A 20,389-nucleotide genomic window follows, 5' to 3' on the forward strand; every position below is an offset into this window, starting at 1 on the left:
TTCGGGGCGGGAATAAACTGGATTGCACCCCGGTATACGGAGGTCAACCGCCTCCAGGCCGCCATGCCCGACCTGCCAGACCCCACGCTCGATCTGCCCACCGACGCCCAGCGCTTTGCGCAGGCGGTGCTGCCGCATGTCGACGCCGCTTACAACCTGGCGCGCTGGCTCTCGGGCGACGCACAAGACGCCGACGACATCGTTCAGGAAGCCTGCCTGCGCGCGTTCCGGCTGTTTGGCGGGTTTCGCGGCGGGGACGGCCGCCCATGGCTGCTGGCCATCGTGCGCAACACGTGGTTCTCGGAATGCGCGCGCCGCAAACAGGCACCGGCCCAGCCGTGGGATGACGATGCAGCAGCAGGCCAGGCGAACGACGACAGCGCCAGCTATGGCGTCGACCCCGCTGCGCTGCTCGCCCGCATCGACGATGTGCGCCGCGTGCATGTCGCGCTGGCGCAGTTGCCGGTGCCGTATCGCGAGGTGCTCGTGCTGCGCGAGCTGGAAGACCTGCCGTACCGCGACATTGCCGCCGTGGTGGACGCGCCCGTCGGCACGGTCATGTCGCGGCTGGCACGTGCGCGGCAGCAGCTCGCACGTCTGCTTACGGAAGACAACGCACCGCTGCGCACAAATGTGACACCCATCCGGGCGTCGGGCGGTCTGGGAAACAGCACCAAGGAGTTCCGCCATGAACTGTGACGACATCCGCGCGTTGCTGGCTGCCCGCGCCGATGGCGAACTCGGAGTAGCCGACAGCCTGCGCATGGAAACGCATCTGGCCACGTGTGCCGCATGTACCGACATTGCGGCGCGCCACGATGGCGTGGTACGTGCGCTGCGGCAGGGGCTGCGTGCGCCGGCGCTCTACAGGAAGGCGCCGCCTGGTTTGAGCGAGCGTGTATTGCAGGCCGTGCAGGGGGAGGCTGGCGTGCGCCCCGAATCGCCCCGCCCGCGCGCGCCGCGCCAGTCGGAATCGCCATGGCAGCGCTTGGCTAATTGGTTGATCACGCCATCGCGGGGGCTCGGCTTGGGATTGGGCGCTGGCGCGCTCGCGGCCGTGGCACTCGGTGTGGGCGTGCTGGTGGGCCGGCCCGATACGGCTGCGCTCACCGCGCACGACATCACCGCCAGCCACGTGCGGGCGCTGCTGGGCGCGCGGGAGACCGATGTGCTGTCGTCCGATCGGCACACGGTCAAGCCGTGGTTCAACGGCCGCATCGACTATGCGCCGCCCGTTACCGACCTTGCAGCACGCGGGTTCCCCCTCATCGGCGGCCGGTTGGACTACATCGACGGCCGCCCGGTGGCGGTGCTGGTCTACCGCTCAGCGCAGCATCCGGTGGACCTGTACGTACGCCCCGAGGCCGGCAGCGACACCGAACCCGCGCTGCGCACCGAGCGCGGCTACCAGTTGATGGCCTGGCGCAGCGCCGGCATGGGCTACTGGGCCATCACCGATGCGTCTGCCGACGTGGTGCAAGCGTTTGCGCGGGCAGTGCGCGGCCGCTGAGGGCTCCGGCGGGGAGGGCCCCGAGTGCTCGCCTGTGCTCAATCGGCGGCGCGTCACCCTTGACCAGGCAGGGGCTTACCCTTGTATTGACGCGGAATCACACAGGTTTCGGTTCCGGTGACCGATACGTTCCTTTACCATTCCAAACACTTCTGTGTGGCGCGCTCTGGGCCGCTTTCACGTCTTTTTCGCCACGGCTTTCTTGTCGGTTTCTTCTAGGTTTCAACCATGGTCTCTGCGACGCCCCGCATCAGCAACGCAACCCTGTCAGGCATGCTTCGCGGCGGCCGCTTTTCACTCGGCAACCGCATCGTCTTGAGCTTCGGTGTGCTGTTCATTTTGATGGTCATCATGGCGGCGGTGTCGTACACGCGGCTTCGCGCGATTGACGAAGAGGCCATGAGCCTGGAGCGCGATTCGGTACCGGGTTTGTATTTGTCCACATCGCTGCGCGCAGCGACGCGCAATAGCCAGGCGATGCTCGAACGTGCATTGTTTGTCGATACCGATGCAGATGTCGTGCGGCGCGACCTGGATCGCGCGGCCAAAAGCGTGCGAGAGCTGGATCAATACTCGGCCGCCTACGAGGCCACCATCTTCCGTGAGGATGACCGCCAGCGGTTCCGCACGTATCGCGCCGCCATCGACAAATACCTGGCCATGTTCAACGACGCTGTGCAACAGGCAGCCAAATCCCGGCCGGCTGCGCAGGCTGTGGCGCAACATGCCATACCTGCCTGGGAAGAGGCCGTGAACCTTGCCGAACAGCTCGTGACGGATAACCGCGCGGTAGCCGACCAATCGGCGCAGCAGATTCGCAGCTCGGTACAGAGCACCGAGATCACGCTGGCCGTAGCGCTGGGTGTGGTGCTGCTGGCCGCGGTGGTGTTGGGCTATGCGCTGTTCAAGGCAATTACGGTGCCGATGGCCCGTGTGGTGGGTGCCCACGACGACATGCGCACCGGTAACCTGTCGGGCCGGCTCGATCTGCGCCGCAATGATGAGTTCGGCACGCTGGAAGAAGGTTTCAACCGCATGGCCGAAGAGCTGGCGAGCCTGGTGTCGCAGGCGCAGAAGTCCTCCCTGCAGGTGACGACGTCCGTGGCCGAGATTGCCGCCACTTCCAAGGAGCAGCAGGCCACCGCCGCCGAGACCGCCGCGACCACCACCGAGATCGGCGCAACGTCGCGCGAGATCTTTGCCACCTCGCGCGACCTGCTGCGCACGATGAACGAGGTATCGAGCGTGGCCGAGCAATCCGCCACGCTGGCCGGCGCCAGCCAGAGCGGCCTGAACCGCATGGAAGACACCATGCGCGGCGTGATGGAAGCTGCAGGTTCGGTCAACGCCAAGCTGGCCATCCTCAACGAGAAGGCGACCAACATCAACCAGGTGGTGTCGACCATCACCAAGGTGGCCGACCAGACGAACCTGCTGTCGCTCAACGCGGCCATCGAGGCGGAGAAGGCTGGCGAATACGGCCGCGGGTTTGCGGTGGTGGCCACGGAAATCCGCCGACTGGCTGACCAGACGGCAGTCGCCACCTACGACATCGAGCAGACGGTCAAGGAAATCCAATCGGCCGTCTCCGCTGGCGTGATGGGCATGGACAAGTTCTCGGAAGAGGTGCGGCGCGGTATGCGTGACGTGCAGCAGGTCGGCACGCAGCTCTCCCAGATCATTACCGAGGTGCAGACGCTGGCGCCCCGCTTCCAGATGGTGAACGAAGGCATGCAGACGCAGGCGACGGGTGCCGAGCAGATTACGCAGGCGCTGTCGCAGTTGTCCGAAGCTGCACAGCAGACGGCGGAATCGCTGCGCCAGTCGTCGCAGGCGATTGACGACCTGACGCTGGTGGCCAACCAGCTTCGTACCGGCGTGTCGCGCTTCAAGATCGAAGCCTGACCCGCAGCGCATCCGCATTGACGTGTTTTTGCCGTAGCGAGAATCGCCATGCTTTACCTCCTGTTCCAGCTCGATGGCGACCGCTATGCGCTCAACGTGGCGCAGATTGCTGAAGTGCTGCCCTTGGCCGCCACCAAGTCGATTCCGGGTGCGCCTGCGTGGGTGGCGGGCGTGATCGAACGGCATGGCGCACCTGTGCCGGTGATCGACGTGCCGCAGCTTGCCTTGGGCCGCCCTGCGCGGCCGTTGCGTTCCACGCGTCTGGTGCTGGTGCGCTATGAATCCGGTTCCCGCGGCGACGAAGCACCGCTGCTCGGCCTGATGCTCGAACACGCAACGCACACGCGACGTATCGACGATGCGCACTTTGCCGACAGCGGTGTCGCCACGCCCAATGCACGCTGGCTCGGCCCCGTGGCAAGCCTGGGCGATGGCCTCGTGCAGCGGGTCGATACCGAGGCGATGCTCGACGCGCAAGTGCGTGCATTGCTGTTTCCGGCTACCGTTGGCTGATCGTCATGGTGGCCGTCGATCCCCGCTTTGGAGCCTGGCTCTCGCACGAGACGGGCATTGATGCGCCGTCGCTCGGCACGAACGCGCTGGAGCGCGCCGTGCTGGACCGCACGCGCGCAATGCTGGCCGGGCGCGGCATGCCGACGACGCTGGACGCGGCGGCGCTCGACGCGTACTGGCTGCGCCTGAACACCGCACCCGAAGAACGGCAGTCGCTGATCGAAGCGCTGGTGGTGCCCGAGACTTGGTTTTTCCGAGACCGCGAAGCCTTCGTCACGCTGGCGCGCGTGGTGGGCGAAAAACTTGCGCGCGAGCCGATGCGGGTACTGCGCATCCTTAGTGCGCCATGCTCGACGGGCGAAGAGCCGTACTCTGCGGCGATGGCGTTACTCGATGCCGGCATCGATCCCGCTCGGTTCACCATCGACGCCATCGATATCAGCGCGCGCGCCATTGAGCAGGCACGGCGCGCGGTGTATGGGCGCAATGCCTTCCGGGGCCATCCGCTGACCTTCCGCGATCGGCATTTCACCGAGGCCGACGGCATCTGGCAGTTGAGCGATACCGTGCGCGGACTGGTGCGCTTTGCGCAAGCCAACCTGGCTGACGCACCGGCGGACGACACATGTTACGACTTCATCTTCTGCCGCAACGTGCTGATCTACTTCCACCGCGACGCGCAGGACCAGGCGATTCGCCGGCTCGATTCACAACTGGCGGAAGACGGCATGATCTTCGTCGGCCCTGCTGAAACGGGCCTGATGATGCGTCACGCGATGAGTTCAGCGCGGATTCCGTTGGCGTTTGCATTTCAACGCACGGCCGCAAGTGAGACGGGTGCGCGGGCGCCGTTGCCGTTCCGTTTGCCGCTGCCGACCGAGCATGCGGCTTCCGTGGTGGGATTGCCCGGCGTGGCGTTACCGTCGGTGCCGGTGCGCCCCGTGGCGGCGCGCCTGCAGACCCCGCCCCGGCCCAACCCAGCGCCCACTTTTGCGGTGCGGCCCTTGTCGCCCGTCATTCCCGAGATGGAAGCCATGCTGCGCGAGCGGCCCACGGTGGCCGACGCACGGCGGCTGGCCGACGCCGGCAATCTTGACGAAGCCGAGCGCGTGGCGCTGGAGATCGCCAACCTGCGCGCACCCGAAGCCGATACGTTTTACCTGCTCGGCCTGATTGCCGATGCACGCGGGCGCCACGCGGATGCAGGCGACTTTTACCGCAAGGCGCTGTACCTGGAACCCGCGCACTACGAAGCGCTAACCCACCTTGCCGCGCTGCTCGACGTGGCCGGCGATACCGTGGCCGCACGCCAGCTGATGCTGCGTGCGGAGCGCGCGCTGGCACGCCAGGGCAAGACACCATCCGCATCATCCGAATCCGAAACACCGGAGCACACACGAGGAACGCATGGCGCACGCCGTCCATGACCACGCGGGCGTTACCACGCTCGTTGATGACTGCTGGAACCGCATCGGCACGCGCGGCGATCAATCCTGCCCGCGCCTGGCCGAGTATTCGCGCTGCCTGAATTGCCCAATCTTTGAAGACGGGGCCGCCGCGCTGCTGGATCGGGCGCTGACCGATGCCGACCTGGAAGCTGCCGCGCGGGCGCATCGCACGGCTGCTCCGCTGCGTACCCCGGAGCACGCGGGGACGGAGTTGGCCGCGCTCGTATTCCGTATCGCTGACGAATGGCTCGCACTGCCGGCCACCGCGTTGCGGCAGATCGACACGCCGCGCGCCATCCACACGTTGCCGCATCGGCGTAACCGGGTGGTGCTGGGGCTGGTCAACATCCGCGGGGCGCTTACGGTGGCGGTATCACTGGGCGAGCTGCTGGGCCTGGATCATGCGGGCAGCAAACACGCCGGGCGCAATGGTTATGCGCGGCTCTTGGTGGCTGCACACCGTGACGAATCGGCCGTCTTTCCGGTGGACGAGGTGGAAGGCGTGCTGCGCTTTCCAGCCACCGCGCTGCTGCCGATGCCGTCCACACTCACGCACGCCACCACGGCCCACGCACGTGGCGTGCTGGCGTGGCGCGATGCCACCATTGGCCTGCTCGACACCGATCGCGTGTTCGACTCGATTGCCCGGAGTCTGCGATGAGCGTGGATGACGATCTGGGCCGCCAATCCTTGCTGGCGCTGTTCCATGAGGAAGCGCAGACGCAGACGCGTGTGCTGTCGACTGGCCTGCTGACGCTGGAGCGCGCACCCGCCGATGCCGCCGCGCTGGAAGCCTGCATGCGCGCCGCGCATTCGCTCAAGGGCGCCGCGCGCATCGTCGGCCTGCAGGACGGCGTTGACGTCGCACACCGCATGGAGGAGTGGTTCGTGGCTGCACAGCGCGCCACGCTCGTGCTGACCGCCGCGCATATCGACGTGCTGTTGCGTGGCACGGATCTGTTGCTGCGCGTCGGCCAGCCCGGCACCGCAGGCCAGCTGCCGCGCGCCGAAGTAGAGGCCGTGCTGGCTGCGTTTTCTGCGCCGGAGCGTGCCGCCGCTGCGCCTGTCGCTGCAACGTTTGCCAATCCTGACGCGGCTGCCGAAGATGCCACGATGAAGGCGGCGTTGGCGCTGTTGAACGCCGAGGTGGCCGCCTTGTCGACTGCGCCCGTACCAGCGCCAGAGCCGGCTGCACCCGCACCGCATCGTGCGCCCATCGGCAACACGCGCGATCCGCACCGCATGCTGCGCGTGCGTGCCGATAACCTCGACCGTCTGCTCAGCCTGTCGGGCGAATCGCTGGTCGAATCACGCTGGCTCAAACCGTTCGGTGAATCGATGCTGCGCGTCAAACGCAGCCACCGCGCGGCCACGCTGGCGCTCGACGCACTCTACGAAACGCTGGTCGAACGGCTCGACCAGCATGCTGACGCCGACATGCACGCAGCACTCAACGACGTGCGCCAGATGCTCGGCCACATGCAGCAGACGCTGGGCGAGCACATCGACGACCTTGACCGCTTCGACCGTCGCAGCACCCACCTTGCACAGCAGTTGTACGACGAGGCATTGCAATGCCGCATGCGGCCGTTTGGCGACGCGACGCACGCCTATCCGCGCGTGGTGCGCGATCTGGCACGCTCGCTGGGCAAGCAGGTGCGCTTCAACATCGTCGGCGAGGCCACGCAGGTTGACCGCGACATCCTCGATATGCTCGACGCCCCGCTGGGCCACCTCCTGCGCAATGCCGTCGACCATGGCGTGGAAACGCCCGAAGCCCGCGAGACGCAGGGCAAGGCGTCTGAAGCCACCATCACCCTGGAAGCGCGTCACAGTGCCGGCAAGCTGCTGATTACCGTGGCAGATGATGGCGCCGGCATTGATCTGGAAGCCGTGCGTGCTGCGGTGGTACGGCGCGGTCTGTCCGACGCCGACACCGCCAGCCGTCTGTCGGATCACGAGTTGCTCGACTTCCTGCTGCTGCCGGGTTTTTCGATGCGCGAACACGTGACGGATGTGTCCGGCCGCGGTGTCGGGCTCGATGCTGTGCACGAGGTGGTCAAGGCGGTGCGCGGCACCGTTCGCATCCACAACGAGCCGGGGCGCGGCACGCGCTTCATGCTGCAGTTGCCGCTCACGCTGTCCGTCATCCGCAGCCTGCTGGTGGACGTGGGCGGCGAGGCCTATGCGTTTCCGCTGGCCTACGTGCGACGCACACTCGAGCTGGCCCGCCCCGAGATCGACATGCTCGAAGGGCAGCAGCATTTCAGCTTCGAAGGTCGTCCGGTGGGTTTGGTGACAGCGCATCAGTTGCTCGGCACGCAGCCGCCGGGCGAGGCGCGCGACAGCGTGCCGGTGGTCGTGATTGGGGAGGGCGCCGAAACTTACGGTATTGCCGTCGACCGCTTCCTGGGCGAGCGCATGCTGGTGGTGCAGCCGCTGGATGCGCGGCTTGGCAAGGTACGTGATATCGCCGCGGGTGCGCTGATGGAAAACGGCGACGCGGTGCTGATCGTTGATGTGGACGACCTGCTGCGTTCGGTCGATAAGCTCGTGCGCGGTGGCCAGCTCGACAAGGTGCAGCGCGCGCAGGGCGTGGCCGTGCAGCACCGCAAGCACGTGCTGGTGGTGGACGATTCGCTCACCGTGCGCGAGCTGGAACGCAAGCTGTTGGAAAAACGCGGCTACGCCGTCACCGTAGCGGTGGATGGCATGGATGGTTGGAACGCTTTGCGCGGCGCAGACTTTGACCTCGTCGTTACCGACATCGACATGCCGCGCATGGACGGCATCGAGCTGGTCACGCTCATCAAGCGCGACGCTGCACTGAAGGCGCTGCCGGTGATGGTGGTGTCCTACAAGGATCGCGAGGAAGACCGCCGTCGTGGCTTGGATGCCGGCGCGGATTATTACCTCGCCAAAGGCAGTTTCCACGATGAAGCGCTGCTGGACGCAGTGCGTGACCTGATTGGAGAAGCGCGGACATGAATATCGGCATCGTCAACGATATGCCGCTGGCGGTGGAAGCCATGCGCCGCACAATCGCACGTCGGCCCGAGCACCGTGTGCTGTGGGTGGCGACCGATGGGGCACAGGCAGTTGAATTTTGCGCCGCGCAGCCGCCCGACGTGGTGCTGATGGACCTGATCATGCCGCGCTTTGATGGCGTGGAAGCCACCCGGCGGATCATGGCGTCGCGCAATCCGTGCGCGATCCTGGTGGTGACCAGCAGCGTGGGCGCCAACGCGTGGCGTGTGTACGAGGCGATGGGCGCGGGCGCTCTGGATGCCGTAGATACGCCCACGCTCGGCGGTGGCTCGGATGCCGACGCCAACCATCCGTTGCTCACCAAGATTGACCAGATCGGCCGCCTGCTGGAAAAGCCCGTTGCGCCCAGGCCGCGCGTTTGCACCAACGCGCTGGACGGCGCGGTGTCGCTGGTGGCCATCGGCGCCTCTGCCGGCGGGCCCACGGCATTGGCCGCCGTGCTGGGCAAACTTCCGGCAGAGTTTGCCGCGGGCATTGCCGTGATCCAGCACGTTGACCAGGCCTTTGCAGCCGGGATGGCCGAATGGCTGAATGGCCAGACTGCGCTGACGGTGCGCGTGGCCGCGGAAGGCGACCGCCCGCGTGCAGGCGAGGTGCTGCTTGCCGCCACCAACGACCACATGCATGTGCTGCCCGGCGGCACTTTCGGCTACACGCCAGAGCCGGTCAGCACGCCATATCGCCCGTCGGTAGACGTGTTCTTCCACAGCGTGGTTGAACACTGGCGGGGTAGCGCCATCGGTGTATTGCTTACGGGCATGGGCCGCGACGGTGCCATCGGCCTGAAGGCCATGCGCGCCAAGGGTTATCACACCATCGCGCAGGACGCGGCGACCAGCGCGGTGTACGGCATGCCCAAGGCGGCGGCCGCGCTCGATGCGGCGCGCGCCATCCTGCCGCTTGACCGCATCGCCGACGAACTCATCACGCTCGTGCATGCCTGAAGCACGCACGGCCACGACCATCACACATACATAACCAGAAACGGGGAGCATCACATGACCAACCACCCATCTGAGATGCCGGATGATCCGGACGGTCCGGACGAAACCAAGCCCATCCCTGCAGCGGACGCCGCGCTGGAAGCCGCACGCGCGCTGCTGCGTACGCCGGCGGCCGCCGATGTTCCGGTGATGGTGTTGCTGGTAGATGACCAAGCCATCGTGGCCGAAGCCATTCGTCAGGCCCTGGGCGGTGAAGATCGCATCGATTTCCACTACTGCGCGCGCTCGGACGAAGCGATGATTGCCGCCATCCAGACGCGCCCCACCGTCATCCTGCAAGACCTGGTGATGCCGGGTACCGATGGCCTGACGCTGGTGCGCGACTACCGCGCCAACCCGGTGCTGCGCGACGTGCCCATCATCGTGCTGTCGACCAAGGAAGAGCCGGTCATCAAGAGCGCGGCGTTTGCTGCGGGCGCCAACGATTACCTCGTCAAGCTGCCGGACCGCATCGAGCTGCTTGCGCGCATCCGTTACCACTCGCGCTCATACGTCAACCTGCTGCAGCGTGACGAGGCGTACCGCGCGCTGCGTCAATCGCAGCAGCAGTTGCTCGAAGCCAATCTGGAACTGCGCCGCCTGACCAACTCCGATGGTCTGACTGGCTTGGCCAACCGCCGCTATCTCGACGAATATCTGAGCGCGGAATGGCGGCGCGGCGCGCGCGAGGGCACGGCGCTGTCCTTCCTGATGATCGATGTCGATAACTTCAAGCTCTACAACGACACCTACGGCCACGTGGCTGGGGACGAGGTGCTCAAGCGCATCGGCAGCACGGTGGAAGCATGCCTCGGCCGCCCCGGTGACCTGGCGGCGCGTTTTGGCGGCGAGGAATTTGCTGTCGTCCTGCCCGGCAACAGCGCCGAGGGGTTGACGCTGCTGGCGGAAAAGATCCGCAGCGCGATTGAGGCCCTGCAGGTGCCGCACATGCATTCGTCCACGGGCGGATATGTGACGGTCAGCATTGGCGGCGCGGTGGTGAGTCCGGTGCACGACGTGCCGACCACCACGTTGATCGAAGCCGCCGACATTGCGCTGTACCAGGCCAAGCACGAAGGCAAGAACCGCACAGTGGTGGGCACTGGCACCGGTGCTGGCCGCGGCGGCTAATTGATGGAAGCAAGATAGGCGCCGAATGAACGAAGTGGCGTGCCCTGCGCCGCCTAAGTCTCCGCAAGCTGGTTTTTGGCCACAAAGGCTTCAAACGCTGCCGGCGGCACCGGCGGGCAGAAGAGGTGGCCCTGGCCGTAGTCACACCCGGCCGCGACCAGAATCGCCTTCTGCTCTTCGGTCTCGATGCCCTCGGCAATGACCTTGATACGCAGTGCGTGCGCCATGCCCACGATAGCGCTGCACAGAGCGATGTCCTTCGGGTCATGCGCGAGGCTGCGCACGAACGACTGATCGATCTTGATGTAGTCGATGTCGAACCGCTTCAGGTATGAGAGCGACGAATACCCCGTGCCGAAATCATCGAGTGCGATGTCCACGCCCGCGCGCCGGAATTCGTGCAGGTGTTCGACCACCTCCGCGCTATCGGCCATCAACGAGCCTTCGGTAATTTCGACGACCAGGCTGTGCGGTGGAAGCCCTCGGCGCTCCACCACCTTGGGCCATGATTCGGTGCCCGACTGGTGCGCGCGGAATTCAAGCGGTGACTTGTTGACCGACACCTGCAGCGTGCTGTCGAGCGTGGTGTGCCATTCCGTGAGCTGATCCAGCGCTTTGTTCAGCACCCATTTGCCGATCTCGACGATCAGCCCGCTGTCTTCAGCCACCGGAATGAAGTCTGCCGGATCGATCTCGCCCCGCACGGGATGCCGCCAGCGGATCAGTGCCTCTGCCTTGCGGACCTTGCCCGTCAGCAGATCGACGATGGGCTGGTAATGCACCGTAAGCTGGCCCTGCGCCAGCGCCACGCGCAAGTCGCTGGTCACGCGCAGGCGCTCCTGTTCGGCGCGCTGCAATGCCGGGGTAAAAGCGGCCCATTGATTGCGTCCCGCGCTCTTGGCCGCAAACATGGCCTGGTCTGCGCGCACGAGCAACGATTCCGCGCTGTCGGCGTCGCGTGGGTACAGCGCCACCCCGATGCTCGCCGACACTTCCACGCTTTCCTCGCCAAGCTGCAGGGGTGCGGCAATGCGCGCGAGCAAGCTACGGATGATGGGCGTGGCCGCCGAGGCATCGGGCAGGTCCGGCAGGATGATGGTGAACTCGTCGCCGGCCAGCCGCGCGACCGTATCGGTGCCGCGCACGATGGCCGAGATGCGCCGCGCGATCTCCTTGAGCAGGATGTCGCCCTGGTCGTGGCCGAGCGTGTCGTTCACTTCCTTGAAACGGTCCAGATCGATGAACAGCAACGCCAGTTGTGTAGACGTCTGCCGCGCCCGCGCAATCTCTTGTCGCAGGCGGTTGTAGAACATGTGCCGGTTGGGCAGATCGGTGAGCGCATCGAAGTTGGCCTGCCGCCAGATGACCTCTTCAGCGCGCTTTTTCTCCGTCATGTCGTGGATGAGCGCCACCCGGCGCGGCTCGCCCAGCGTGCTGTCTGCAAACGTGTCGACGGTGAGCAGTGCAGGGAACTCGCTGCCGTCCTTGCGGCGGATCAGGTATTCGCCGCTCCACGAGCCCTTGGTTGAAACGCCGTCGCGCATCGCTTCAATCACGGCGCGCTCGTTGCATTCGGAGCGGATGGCGTCGCTCGACTGGCCCTTGAACTCCTGCGCCGAATAGCCCGTGGTGACCGTAAAAGCCGGGTTCACGTCGATCACGCGGCCGTCGAGCGTCGTCACCATCATCGCTTCGCTGCTCGATGCATAAACCATGGAGGCCAGGCGCATGTCTTCGATGTGCCGCTTGCGCTCGGCGCCCTGGTGGCGCAGCGTGAAATACAGCAGCGCGAGCAGTAAGGTGGAAGCGGTCGCCTCGACCAGCGCGGTGCGCCGATAGCCGTCGTAGGGCTCCAGCACCGATGCCACCGACTCGCCTACCAGGAAGTAGAGCCCGATCTCCGGTACGTGGTGATAGCCGATGAGGCGCTCGATGCCGTCGGTGCCCGACACCACCCGGTAGCTGCCTGTTTCCAGCGCGCCCGGCTTGTTGAACTGGCGGCGGCGCGGCGGTTTTTCGATGCCCGCGCTCGGGTTGGGTACGCGCGCCAGGATCTGGCCGGACTCGCGGATGATGGTGGCAGCCCCGTCCTTGCCAATCGCAAGCGTATTGGCAAAGCTGGCGAACTGTTCCGGGCTGACGGACACCACCACGACACCGGCAAATTGGCCAGCCTTGAGAATGGGGCGCGTGAACTGGATCGACCACTTTTTCGAGACCTTGCCCTGCACCGGGTCGCTGATGAACAGCACGTCGCGTCCGCCCGATTCCTTGTGCACGCGAAAGTGTTCGCGCTGGCTCAGGTCGACGCGTTCCGTGGTGGGGCCAATGCTGGAGTAGAGCAGCATCCCGTTCTCGTCGATCACGGCCACCTGGAAGGTCAGGTCACGCACCGCCTCCTGCCGTTCGTGGATGACCTGCTCAAACACGTCCCGACCGGATAGCCAGCTCGCGCGCAGATCGAGCAGGAATTCCGATACGCGCCGCACGCTGCCGAGTGAGTACTCACCAAATGCCTGGGCTTCAACCTGCGTGCGCGCCTGCGCATCGCGGATCAGCCTGTCGCGCTCCTGGGTGAGTTGATGGAACGTGAACGTCCAGATGAACAACAGGATCAGCACCGCCCCGACATTCAGCGGCGATAGCAGCCTGCGCCGCCACCCTGGCTGCGGCGTGATATCAGTCGTACCACCAGAAGAAGCCTTCGATTGCTCTGCGGGCATCCCCACTCCAGCGTTTGCGTGTCCAGTCGTTTTGGGCACGCGCGCAGCGTGCCTGAATATCGGCCATTTCATGTGCCTCTCACTCTATATCGGAGCGGAGCCCCTGTGTCTGAAGCCGAGCGAACGGGGTAATGACCGGACGCGCAATCGTTTGCTTTTTGGGGGGAAGTCGGATTTACCCTCGGGTGTTGTTTGTGCGGCGCAACGCCTGTACGTTGCGAGGCGCCGCGCAAGGTTTACCCGCGCGGCGCCTGAGCGTCAGCGTTCGTAAAACGCGGTGTGTTTGTCTGCCATGTCACGCAACAGGGTGGGCGGCGCGAACCGGCGGCCGTGCTCCGCAGCCAGCCGGTCGCACAGGTCAATAAAGGCTCCCACCCCCATGCGATGGATGTGCGACACCGGCCCGCCCCGGAATGCCGGGAATCCCCAACCGAGCAGCGCGCCCACGTCGGCGTCGCACGGATCGGTCACCACGCCTTCATCCAGACAGCGCGCCGTTTCCACGGCCTGCACGGTGATGAGGCGATCGACCAGCGTCTGAACGTCAGGCTGCGCGGCGGCTTTTGGGTATTCGGTCGCCAGCCCGGGCCACAGCGTTTTCTTGCCGCTCTCCGGATAGTCGTAAAAGCCCTGGCCGGCTTTGCGGCCGATGCGGCCCAGCGTCACCATGCGCTCGGCCACGGCTTCACCCGGGCGCTCGATGTAGGCGACACCCAGGTCGGCGCGGGTCTGCTGGTTGACCTTGTGGATCAGCTCGCTCGAAACCTCGTCGATGAGCGCGAGCGGCCCGACCGGCATGCCGGCCAGTAGCCCGGCGTTTTCGATCAGCGCAGGCGCTACGCCTTCGGCGAGCATTGCCAGGCCTTCGAGCACGTAGGTCGAAAACACGCGGCTCGTATAAAAGCCGCGGCTGTCATTGACGACGATGGGCGTCATGCCGATGGCCTTCACGTAATCGAGCGCCTGCGCAAGCGTCGCCCGCGTGGTCTGCCGGGCGACGATCACCTCCACCAGCGGCATCTTGTCGACTGGCGAGAAGAAATGCAGCCCGATGAAGTTGCCCGGCCGCTGGCTTGCTTCGGCGAGCCCCGTGATCGGCAGCGTAGATGTGTTGGACGCGAAGAGGGCATCGGGCGATAGCACCGCTTCGGCCTGGCGCGTAACGTCGGCCTTGATATCGCGCTGCTCGAACACGGCTTCAACGACGAGCCCCGCGCCATCCAGGTCGGCGTAGGACGTGGTGGGCTGAATGCGCGCGAGCAGCGCTTCGGCCTGGTCAGCATGCAGGCGGCCGCGCTGTACCTGTTTCTCGACGAGCTTGCGGGAATAGTCTTTACCGCGTTCGGCGGCTTCTTGCGTGGTGTCGAGCAGCACGACCGGCAACCCCGCCTTGGCGGTGACGTAGGCGATGCCGGCGCCCATCATGCCCGCGCCCAGCACGCCGATCTTGGCGTAGCGACGCGTGGGCACATCGGCGGGGCGCGCGGCCAGCTTGTTGGCGGCGTTCAAGCTGAAGAAAAGGGTACGGATCATCGCTCGTGCCTCCGGCGACAGCACCGCCTGCACGAAGTAGCGCGCCTCGGTCTTGAGACCTGTATCGAGATCGGTGATGAGCCCTTCATACACGCACGACAGGATGCTCGCCGCGGCCGGATAGTTGCCGTAGGTTTTCTGCCGCAGCATGGCGTTGGCCGAAGTGAATAGCTGCTGCACGGCGGGGCTGGAGATACCGCCCCCGGGCACCTTGTAGCCCTTGATGTCCCACGGTTGCTGCGCGCGGATCTGGCCTTCGCCCAGCAGCCACGTGCGCGCAGCATCGGCTTCTTCCCCCGCGTTGACGACTGCATCGACAATGCCGAGCTTGAGCGCCTCAGCCTCCTTGATGCGCTTGCCTTCAAGCAGCATCGGCAATGCCTTCTGCACACCAATCAAGCGCGGCAAACGCTGCGTGCCGCCGCCGCCCGGCAAGAGGCCCAGTGTGACTTCCGGCAAGCCGAAGCGTGCGCGGGCGTTGTCGGCCGCCACGCGGTAGTGGCAGGCGAGGGCAATCTCCAGCCCGCCGCCCAGCGTGGAGCCCGGCAGCGCCGCGGCCACGGGTTTGCCGCAGGTTTCCAGCTTGCGCAGCATGCGGTGCAGCTCACACGTGCGTTCAAACAACGTGGCTGCGTCGTCGCTGGTCTGCAGCCATTCGAGGTCGCCGCCGGCAATGAAATCCGCTTTGGCGGAGGTGACCAGAATGCCTTTGACGCTTGCATCTGCGCACACGCGATCGATAGCGGCAAAGAAGGCGGCGCAGGTTTCGCCGTTGAGCACGTTCTGTGCACGGCCCGGCTGGTTCCACGTCAGCGTGGCGATGCCGTCGGTGTCGATGGTGATGTCGATCATGTCAGCACGCTCCTTAAACGCGTTCGATGATGGTGGCGGTGCCCATGCCGGCACCCACGCACAACGTGGCGAGGCCCGTGCTCGCCCCACGGCGCTCCAGCTCATCCAGCAGCGTGCCGAGAATCATGGCGCCCGTTGCACCCAGCGGATGGCCCATCGCAATGGCGCCGCCGTTGACGTTGATGCGGTCATGCGGCACGGCCAACACCTCCATGAAGCGCAGCACGACGGAGGCGAAGGCTTCGTTCAGTTCGTACAGGTCGATGTCGGCCGCCGACATGCCCGCGCGCTTGAGTGCCTTCTCGGCCGCGTACGAAGGGCCGGTCAACATGATCGACGGCTCCGAGCCGATGCTCGCAAAGCTGCGGATGCGCGCACGCGGTTTGAGGCCCGCGCGCTTGCCGGCCTCGCGGCTGCCGATCAGCACGGCTGCGGCGCCATCGACGATGCCCGAGCTGTTGCCCGCGTGATGCACGTGTTCGATGCGTTCGAGTTCGGGATAGCGCTGGCGGATCACGGCGTCAAAGCCGTATTGCTCGCCTAATTCCGCAAACGAGGGTTTGAGCTGCGCGAGTGTGTCCACGGTGGTCTGCGGGCGGATCATCTCGTCGCGGTCGAGGATGGTCAGGCCGTTCTGGTCGCGCACCGGCACGATGGAACCTGTGAACCAGCCAGCCGTGCTGGCCGCATGCGCACGGCGGTGGCTCTCGGCGGCGTAGGCGTCGACGTCATGGCGGCTGTAGCCCCACTTGGTGGCAATGGTGTCGGCCGACACGCCTTGCGGCACGAAGTACAGCGGGATGGCCGCGGCCGGGTCCACAGGCCATGCACCGCCGCTGGCACCCATCGGCACGCGCGACATGCTCTCCACGCCGCCGCCGATGGCGAAGTCGCTCTGCCCGGCCATCACCTGTGCGGCGGCCATGTTGCAGGCCTCCAGGCCCGACGCGCAGAAGCGGTTGATCTGCACGCCGGCCGTCGTCTCGGCATAGCCGGCGGACAGCACTGCCACGCGGCCGATGCACGCGCCTTGTTCGCCCACGGGTTCCACGCAGCCGAGCACCACGTCATCCACGAGCGATGTGTCGAGCTGATTGCGGTCGCGGATGGCGCGCAGTGCGGTTGCGGCCAGGCGCAGCGGCGTGACACCGTGCAGGTTGCCGTCTTTCTTGCCCTTGCCGCGCGGGGTGCGAACGGCGTCGTAGATATAGGCTTCCATAGCGTTGCGTCCTGAAGGTCGTGCTGGTTAAAGGGTGCGGGCGATCAGTTCTTTCATGATCTCGTTGGCGCCGCCGTAGATCTGTTGCACGCGCGAATCGGCCCACGCGCGGGCGATGGGGTATTCCCACATGTAGCCATAGCCGCCGTGCAGCTGCACGCAGCGGTCCATCACCTTGAATTGCAGGTCGGTGGTCCAGTACTTGGCCATCGATGCGGTGGCGGCATCGAGCTTTCCAGCCAGCTTGAGCGCGATGCACTGATCGACGAACACACGGCCGATCTGCACTTCGGTTTTCAGTTCTGCCAGCGCGTGGCGCGCGGTCTGAAAATCGAGGATAGATTTGCCGAAGGCCTGGCGCTCGCGCACGTAGCGCAGCGTCCAATCAAGCGCGCCCTCGGCCGAAGCGATGGCACCGATGGCGATCTGCAGGCGCTCCCACGGCAGTTCCTGCATCAGGTAGGCAAAACCGCGATGTTCCTCGCCGAGCAGGTTCGCGGCAGGCACGCGCACGTTGTCGAAGAACAGCTCCGCGGTGTCCTGCGCCTTCATGCCGACCTTCTTCAGGCGCTTGCCTTTGCTGAAGCCCTCCATGGTGGTGTCGACGACAAAGAGGCTCGTGCCCTTGGCGCCGCCTTCCGGCGTGGTACGCGCCACGACGATCACCACATCTGCGTGCCAGCCGTTGGTGATGAAGATCTTTGAGCCGTTGAGCACGTAGTGGCTGCCGTCGCTGCTCCGCGTGGCGGTGGTGCGCACGCCTTGCAGGTCGGAGCCGGCTCCAGGCTCGGTCATGGCAATCGCGCCGATCATCTCTGCGCTCGCCAGCTTGGGCAGGTAGTGCTGTTTCAGCGCCTCGCTGCCGTAGTGCAGCAGATACGGCGCGACGATTTCCGAGTGCAGGCCGAAGCCCAGGCCTGTGGCGCCCGCGCGGGCAATCTCTTCGATCAGCACCGTGCTGTAGCGGATGTCGGCACCGGCGCCGCCATAGGCCTCGGGCATGCTGGCGCAGTGGTAACCGGCGGCGGCCGCCTTTTCCCAGATGGTGCGGTCGACGTAGCCCTGGTCTTCCCAGCGCTCGTGGTGGGGCAGGACTTCGGCGTCGATAAAGCGGCGGACGGATTCACGGAAGGTGTCGTGTTCAGCGTCGAACAGCGTGCGGGCAATCATGGCGGCTCCAGAATGGGCGGCAGATGGGTTGCCGTATTTCAACAAGGCCGCGACAATTCCGGTTGATCTGGATCGCCACTTTATTGATATGAAGCGCCAGCCGAAAGCTGCCTCCAAACGCGCCGGTTTGCACACGCGGGCGCGCATTGCCATCCTGCTGCCGCCGCGCCTGTTTGCCGGTTACGTGTTTCTGACCCAGGAGATGTTGCTGGTGGCCGGCACCATGCAGGCGCGCAGCGTGGATGTGATGGGCAGCCGGCTCTTCGATATCGATGTGTTGTCAGCCGATGGGGCGGCCGTCCGAAGCTTTGGCGATATGCCTGTGCCCGCCACCGCCGCGCTGACCGATGCGGCCTACGACGTCGTGATCGTGCCCGCACAGTTCGCCCCGGAGGCGACATTGGATGCGGAGGAGGCGCACATCGCCGATTGGCTGCGCAGGCGTTATGAGGCCGGCGCCCTGGTGGTCGGCATGAACGCAGCGCCGCTGTTCGCCAAGGCTGGCTTGCTGGATGGTTGTAGAGCGACCGGGCTGGCGAGCGAGCGCGCCTGGTTTGCACGGCATTTTCCAAACGTGCATTACACGCCCGACCGGCCGCTTGCGGTGGATGGCCGCATCATCACCGTCAGCGGCATCAACCCCGCCGTGGACGCCTGCGCGTACGTCATCGATCACTGCCGCGGGGCAGGTGCGTCGCGGCGGATGCTGCGCACGGCGCTCACGCAATCCCTGCCGTCATACGAACACATGGCCGTGTGGACGGCTCAGTTCAAGCGCCACGGCGATGCGGCCATGCTCGCCATCCAGGACATCGTCGAACGGGAACTGGCAGCGCCTCCAACGCTGGCGGAGCTGGCCGCCCAGGCAACAATGAGTGAGCGGACCTTGACGCGCCGGTTTGCCGCCGCCACCGGCAGTAACCTGCGGCGCTACGTGGCGACGCTGCGGCTGGAACTGGCGGCGTTTCTGCTGCGAACGGGCCGGCAGCCGCTCGATCACATTGCCGATGAATGCGGCTACGGCAGCGTCAGCGCACTCAGCCGCGCGTTCTCTGCCGGCCAGGGTTGCAGCCCCTTGCAGTACCGGGCGCAGCACCGCACCCGCTGAAGTTTCACGGACGCAGCAGATCGAAGCCGGCCAGCAACACCACACCCGACAGCGCGGTCAGCGGTAACGAATGTTGGCCAAAGTACAGCAACGCGGCGGCCAGCCAACTGGCCGCGAAGAAAGCGCTCATGCGGTTCATGATGTCACCTGTTCTTTTGTTGGGTGGGAGAGACGCGGCCGGCACATTTACGCGTGCTGGTAGCGGTATTCCTGCGTCTTGCCCCCGTAGCCGTAAGCTGCGGCGCGAACGTCCTGCACATAGATATAGCTCTCTTCGTGCAGATCGCCGAGTAGCTCAGCAAACGCCGTGAATGCCTCGGCGATGTACTGCGCCTTCTCCGCCTTGGTATTCGTTTCGTCCGTCACCTTGATGTCGAAATAGATGCTGTTCTTGCCTTGTGCGGCCAGCGTCTGCCCGCCGACGACCCAGTCTTCCGGGTCCACATAGTCGATGGCGATGGCCGTTACCTTCGGGTCTTTGCCCAGGATGCGAGAGGTGAGTTCCAGCAGCGTGCTGGAGATCTTCTGGGTCATTTCTGCAGAACGCTGGGCACTGACTTTGACGTTGAGGATGGGCATGATCGTTTCCCTTATTAGTTAGCAATGCAATTATTTAATCAAAAAAAACGGACGCTCATGTCAGGGTGGAGCGCACACCTCGGATCTTCGTCACCGTATCGGTGAATTCGTTACTGCCAAGCACGCGCTTCAACCTTGCGGTGACGGCGCCGCTTGCCTCGTTCAACGCTGCACCGATCTTGACCGCTTCCCGCGTCGGAAAGATGGCGGTCTCGCGGCCGTCGGCTTCCGTTTTGCGGCGTTCGATCAAGCCCTTGGCTTCCAGGCCATCCAGCGCGCGCGTTGCCGTGGGACGCGTGACCGACATCGCTTCCGACAGCTCGCTTTGCAGCATGCCCGGGCGGTCTACGATCGCACGGAGCATGAAGCCTTGCGGCGGCGTGAGATCGAACGGCGCAAAGGCGTCTGCCCAGACGCGGTCGAGCTTGCGGGCCAGGGCGGTGGTGTTGAAGTAGAGGCAGTGGTCGAACATGGTGATGTGGATGGTAGGGGATGATGGTTAGATATGCAACTTGTTTTTTTGTGTTGGTGGTCCACCTTTGTTTCGTACCCTGCCGGGCACGACCTACTTTTCTTTGTCTTGCCAAAGAAAAGTAGGCAAAAGAAAGGCGCGCCCGAGATGGCGAAAGACTCCTTGAATTTGCGTAACCGGGCGGCGGTGGGGAAA

Annotated in this window: 17 protein-coding genes; 10 read left to right on the forward strand and 7 right to left on the reverse strand. The window is 65.3% G+C overall.

Features of this window, described 5'->3' with window-relative positions:
- Positions 1–63 precede the first annotated feature (63 nt).
- The 9 genes from BM136_RS05155 (at position 64) to BM136_RS05195 (ending at position 10,538) form a co-directional block, all read left to right on the forward strand.
- Positions 64–699, forward strand: coding sequence for an RNA polymerase sigma factor (locus BM136_RS05155; RefSeq protein ID WP_092970852.1), 636 nt, complete (start codon positions 64–66; stop codon positions 697–699).
- Complete coding sequence (locus BM136_RS05160) at positions 689–1,510, forward strand: anti-sigma factor family protein (protein WP_092970853.1); 822 nt, start codon at positions 689–691, stop codon at positions 1,508–1,510. The genes BM136_RS05155 and BM136_RS05160 overlap by 11 nt, the downstream gene beginning before the upstream one ends.
- Positions 1,511–1,738: 228 nt before the next feature.
- Positions 1,739–3,415: a methyl-accepting chemotaxis protein gene (locus tag BM136_RS05165; protein ID WP_092970854.1), complete on the forward strand. Its 1,677-nt coding sequence runs from the start codon at positions 1,739–1,741 to the stop codon at positions 3,413–3,415.
- A 48-nt stretch (positions 3,416–3,463) separates the two neighbouring features.
- Positions 3,464–3,928, forward strand: a complete 465-nt coding sequence (locus tag BM136_RS05170; RefSeq protein WP_092970855.1) for a chemotaxis protein CheW — start codon at positions 3,464–3,466, stop codon at positions 3,926–3,928.
- A 5-nt stretch (positions 3,929–3,933) separates the two neighbouring features.
- On the forward strand, positions 3,934–5,355 hold the full coding sequence (locus BM136_RS05175; RefSeq protein WP_092970856.1) for a CheR family methyltransferase: 1,422 nt from the start codon (positions 3,934–3,936) through the stop codon (positions 5,353–5,355).
- Positions 5,336–6,037: a chemotaxis protein CheW gene (locus BM136_RS05180; RefSeq protein WP_092970857.1), complete on the forward strand. Its 702-nt coding sequence runs from the start codon at positions 5,336–5,338 to the stop codon at positions 6,035–6,037. Before BM136_RS05175 ends, BM136_RS05180 begins: the two co-directional genes overlap by 20 nt.
- On the forward strand, positions 6,034–8,364 hold the full coding sequence (locus tag BM136_RS05185; protein WP_092970858.1) for a hybrid sensor histidine kinase/response regulator: 2,331 nt from the start codon (positions 6,034–6,036) through the stop codon (positions 8,362–8,364). Before BM136_RS05180 ends, BM136_RS05185 begins: the two co-directional genes overlap by 4 nt.
- Entirely contained in the window at positions 8,361–9,368 is a 1,008-nt protein-coding gene (locus BM136_RS05190; RefSeq protein ID WP_092970859.1) for a chemotaxis response regulator protein-glutamate methylesterase, read from the forward strand. The genes BM136_RS05185 and BM136_RS05190 overlap by 4 nt, the downstream gene beginning before the upstream one ends.
- A 54-nt stretch (positions 9,369–9,422) precedes the next feature.
- Complete coding sequence (locus BM136_RS05195; protein WP_092970860.1) at positions 9,423–10,538, forward strand: diguanylate cyclase domain-containing protein; 1,116 nt, start codon at positions 9,423–9,425, stop codon at positions 10,536–10,538.
- A 53-nt stretch (positions 10,539–10,591) separates the two neighbouring features.
- On the opposite strand, the gene BM136_RS05200 is transcribed toward BM136_RS05195, so the two are convergent.
- The 4 genes from BM136_RS05200 to BM136_RS05215 all read right to left on the reverse strand — a co-directional run bounded on the left by BM136_RS05200 (position 10,592) and on the right by BM136_RS05215 (position 18,035).
- Positions 10,592–13,261 (reverse strand): bifunctional diguanylate cyclase/phosphodiesterase, encoded by a 2,670-nt coding sequence (locus BM136_RS05200; protein ID WP_092970861.1) that lies wholly within the window; start codon positions 13,259–13,261, stop codon positions 10,592–10,594.
- Positions 13,262–13,519: 258 nt separating this feature from the next.
- Positions 13,520–15,646, reverse strand: coding sequence for a 3-hydroxyacyl-CoA dehydrogenase NAD-binding domain-containing protein (locus BM136_RS05205; protein WP_092970862.1), 2,127 nt, complete (start codon positions 15,644–15,646; stop codon positions 13,520–13,522).
- Positions 15,647–15,659: 13 nt separating this feature from the next.
- Positions 15,660–16,865: an acetyl-CoA C-acetyltransferase gene (locus tag BM136_RS05210; RefSeq protein ID WP_092970863.1), complete on the reverse strand. Its 1,206-nt coding sequence runs from the start codon at positions 16,863–16,865 to the stop codon at positions 15,660–15,662.
- A 27-nt stretch (positions 16,866–16,892) separates the two neighbouring features.
- Complete coding sequence (locus BM136_RS05215) at positions 16,893–18,035, reverse strand: acyl-CoA dehydrogenase family protein (protein ID WP_092970864.1); 1,143 nt, start codon at positions 18,033–18,035, stop codon at positions 16,893–16,895.
- Between the two features lie 88 nt (positions 18,036–18,123).
- Between BM136_RS05215 and BM136_RS05220 the strand changes: the two genes are divergently transcribed.
- Complete coding sequence (locus BM136_RS05220; protein ID WP_092971327.1) at positions 18,124–19,143, forward strand: GlxA family transcriptional regulator; 1,020 nt, start codon at positions 18,124–18,126, stop codon at positions 19,141–19,143.
- Positions 19,144–19,147: 4 nt separating this feature from the next.
- Here BM136_RS05220 and BM136_RS25660 read toward each other — a convergent pair whose 3' ends face one another.
- The 3 genes from BM136_RS25660 to BM136_RS05235 are packed head-to-tail and all read right to left on the reverse strand — an operon-like array spanning position 19,148 to position 20,194.
- Positions 19,148–19,282, reverse strand: a complete 135-nt coding sequence (locus tag BM136_RS25660; protein ID WP_004632518.1) for a hypothetical protein — start codon at positions 19,280–19,282, stop codon at positions 19,148–19,150.
- A gap of 47 nt (positions 19,283–19,329) precedes the next feature.
- The gene (locus tag BM136_RS05230) at positions 19,330–19,722 is read right to left on the reverse strand and encodes a tautomerase family protein (protein WP_092970865.1); all 393 of its coding nucleotides are present in this window, start codon (positions 19,720–19,722) and stop codon (positions 19,330–19,332) included.
- Between the two features lie 55 nt (positions 19,723–19,777).
- Positions 19,778–20,194, reverse strand: a complete 417-nt coding sequence (locus BM136_RS05235) for a MarR family winged helix-turn-helix transcriptional regulator (RefSeq protein WP_045205663.1) — start codon at positions 20,192–20,194, stop codon at positions 19,778–19,780.
- Positions 20,195–20,389: the final 195 nt, after the last annotated feature.

Origin of the sequence: Ralstonia sp. NFACC01 (assembly GCF_900115545.1) — a bacterium.
Lineage (GTDB): Bacteria > Pseudomonadota > Gammaproteobacteria > Burkholderiales > Burkholderiaceae > Ralstonia > Ralstonia mojiangensis.